The 2350-nt window shown below is 54.3% G+C and carries 2 protein-coding genes; both read right to left on the bottom strand.

What is annotated here, in order from left to right:
* Window positions 1–502 (bottom strand): MobF family relaxase (gene mobF / locus C7B16_RS24060; protein ID WP_143192633.1); only part of this gene is annotated, 502 nt, incomplete at its 3' end.
* The coding region (gene traD / locus C7B16_RS24065) for a type IV conjugative transfer system coupling protein TraD (protein ID WP_107180278.1) at window positions 502–2350 on the bottom strand (1849 nt) is incomplete at its 5' end. The genes mobF and traD, both read right to left, overlap by 1 nt.

Consider the following 2350-nt stretch of genomic DNA (forward strand, 5'->3'; position numbering starts at 1 on the left):
GCTGCGTGACATTAGCCACCACCGCATGCGTGTGTAACTGTGGTTCCTGATCGCGACTGGTGTCGTGGTTAAACAGTGCCATCACCAGATTACCGGTCAGCACCGTTTCTGACTGTCCGTCCGTCATAACCCGTGTGGAGGCCAGCGCCTCCACCTGACGAACAGCAAAGTCCACGGCCTGATTATGTGCATCAATCAGGCGCTTATCGCCACCTGGCATGGCCATCATGGAGACACTTTTGGGGGCGGAGAAGGTCAGGTCGTAGCCGGGACGATGCTTATTACTGCCATCCTGCATGCGGCTTAGATCCGCGCCGTCCGGCAGCCTTCCCTCCAGAAGACGGGTAAAAACATCCTTATCGACACTGCCCTGCAGTCCCAGCTGTTCAGCCCCCCTGCCGACCCAGCGTTCTCCCATGCTGCCCAGCACATAGTAATTATCCTTGTCGGTATAATAGTTACCGGCACTTCCGGCCGATCTGACCTGCGCGATACTCATCATCAGAAATCATCTCCCGGCTCAACATCCTCCCCGCGCTCCCGGTGCACATTGATGTTCACCTCTTCACGGCGCTGCATCTGCTGCTGGATATCCGGATTCTGCTCCCGTTGCCATGTCTCGTAAGCCGCCATATCCACCACCTCGCCGGATTCACTGATCCCGGGCGGCAGTTGCTGTTCCATCTCTTCTTCCGGTTTCATTTTCAGCTCCTGCTCGATCCCCCCGGCCGGAACATTCACTCCTGCATCAGACTTCTTATCGTTGATAACAGAAGACACCGGCTGTTGTGGCTGTTGTGGCTGTTGTGGCTGTTGTGGCTGTTGTGGCTGTTGTGGCTGTTCAGCCTGAGTCACGTCTTCTCCGGAAACAACCTCCGGTACATCCGGTTCGAAGAGGCTGGCCATCTGGCGACCTTCTGCTTCCCGTGCAGCAAGCACGGCACTCAGACGGTTCTCCATTTCCGGATTGATGTCACGCGGAATAAACTCCGGGGCAACCTTCGGACGTGCCTGATATTTCAGCGAGAGTTTTACTGCCGGATACGGTCCGGGCAGCGTGACATAACAGGTCAGATCCGGCAGAGACTGAATGTCGGAATAACTGACCAGCGTCTGACGCTCCATCTCCTTACCGGTCGATACCCCGTCACGTACCGGGTCTGCACCGTAGGAATACTGCTCGCTGGCTTTCAGGTGCTCTTTCTCACCAATTTCACCGGCAGCGAACTCTGCAATCTTATGACTCGGGGAGCGGAAAAAGGCACGAGTATTCAGCACATCAAACAGCGTGGCCGCCGCTTTCTCACCGTAGATATCTTCCAGCTGGGCATAGGACTGGATACCAAACACATAACAGCCACCGAACTTACGGGCTTCCGGCAGGATCTCCACCAGATCCGGCAATTTGTGCAGCGTGGGTAACTCATCACAGAAAAACCACACACGACGGTTACGGTTTTCTCCCATTGCCAGCAGCCCACGAATGGCAATGGACAGCCACATGGAAACCACCGGCTTCAGAGAGGCATGGGTGTCGGCATTCGACGAGATAAACAGCCAGCCGTTTTGCTTATCTTCCCGGACACCACGCATCCAGTCACGAATGGTGAAGGACTCACCGCTGTGCTCAATCCCCTGCAGGTAACGGATGGCTTTCACGTAGTTGGTCAGCACGGCACGGATGGATATGGCCGTTTTCTCGATTTTCTCTTCCACCAGGTTGGCTGCCGGTGAATTACGCAGGTAGGTACGCAGTTTTTCAATTTTGATGGAAAGCAGTGTATCCACCAGTTTGCTGTAGCTGCGGTTGGGGTCATTGCGCATCAGGTACGCCGCTTCCGCAAAAATGGTGCGCCCGGAGCCCTGCCAGAACGGGTTCTCTTTTGTGCCCATCGGGATCAGCGTGTTCGCGACATTATCAAAATCCGGCTGTGTCAGGCACTCCTTCCATAAATCCCAGGCGGCACAGCGTGCATCCAGCGGATTCAGGATCTTATCGATGGAGGGATCATAGTAACTTTTAACAAACTCACACGAACGATCATAAATAACCACCATATCGCCGCGTTTACGGGCATAGTTGGCAAGGCGTCGGATAACTTCTGACTTACCCGTCGACACTGTTCCGTGCAGACAGAAGTTCTGGATTTCAGAATCCCGGATAATCGGCAGATCGCCAATCCTGATATCGGAGTCCTTGCCGTCTTTTTTCAGCATCCGGGTAACCTCTTTCGGGTTGTCTGTCAGCTGACGACCACCTGTGACTTCATTTTCACTCTGCTGTTTACCCTGATGCCCCAGAATCCAGGTCGTGACAAAAAAGGTAATCAGGCAAATAACCAGGGCCACA

The organism is Escherichia sp. 20412-1 (genome assembly GCF_003027595.1).
GTDB lineage: Bacteria > Pseudomonadota > Gammaproteobacteria > Enterobacterales > Enterobacteriaceae > Escherichia > Escherichia marmotae.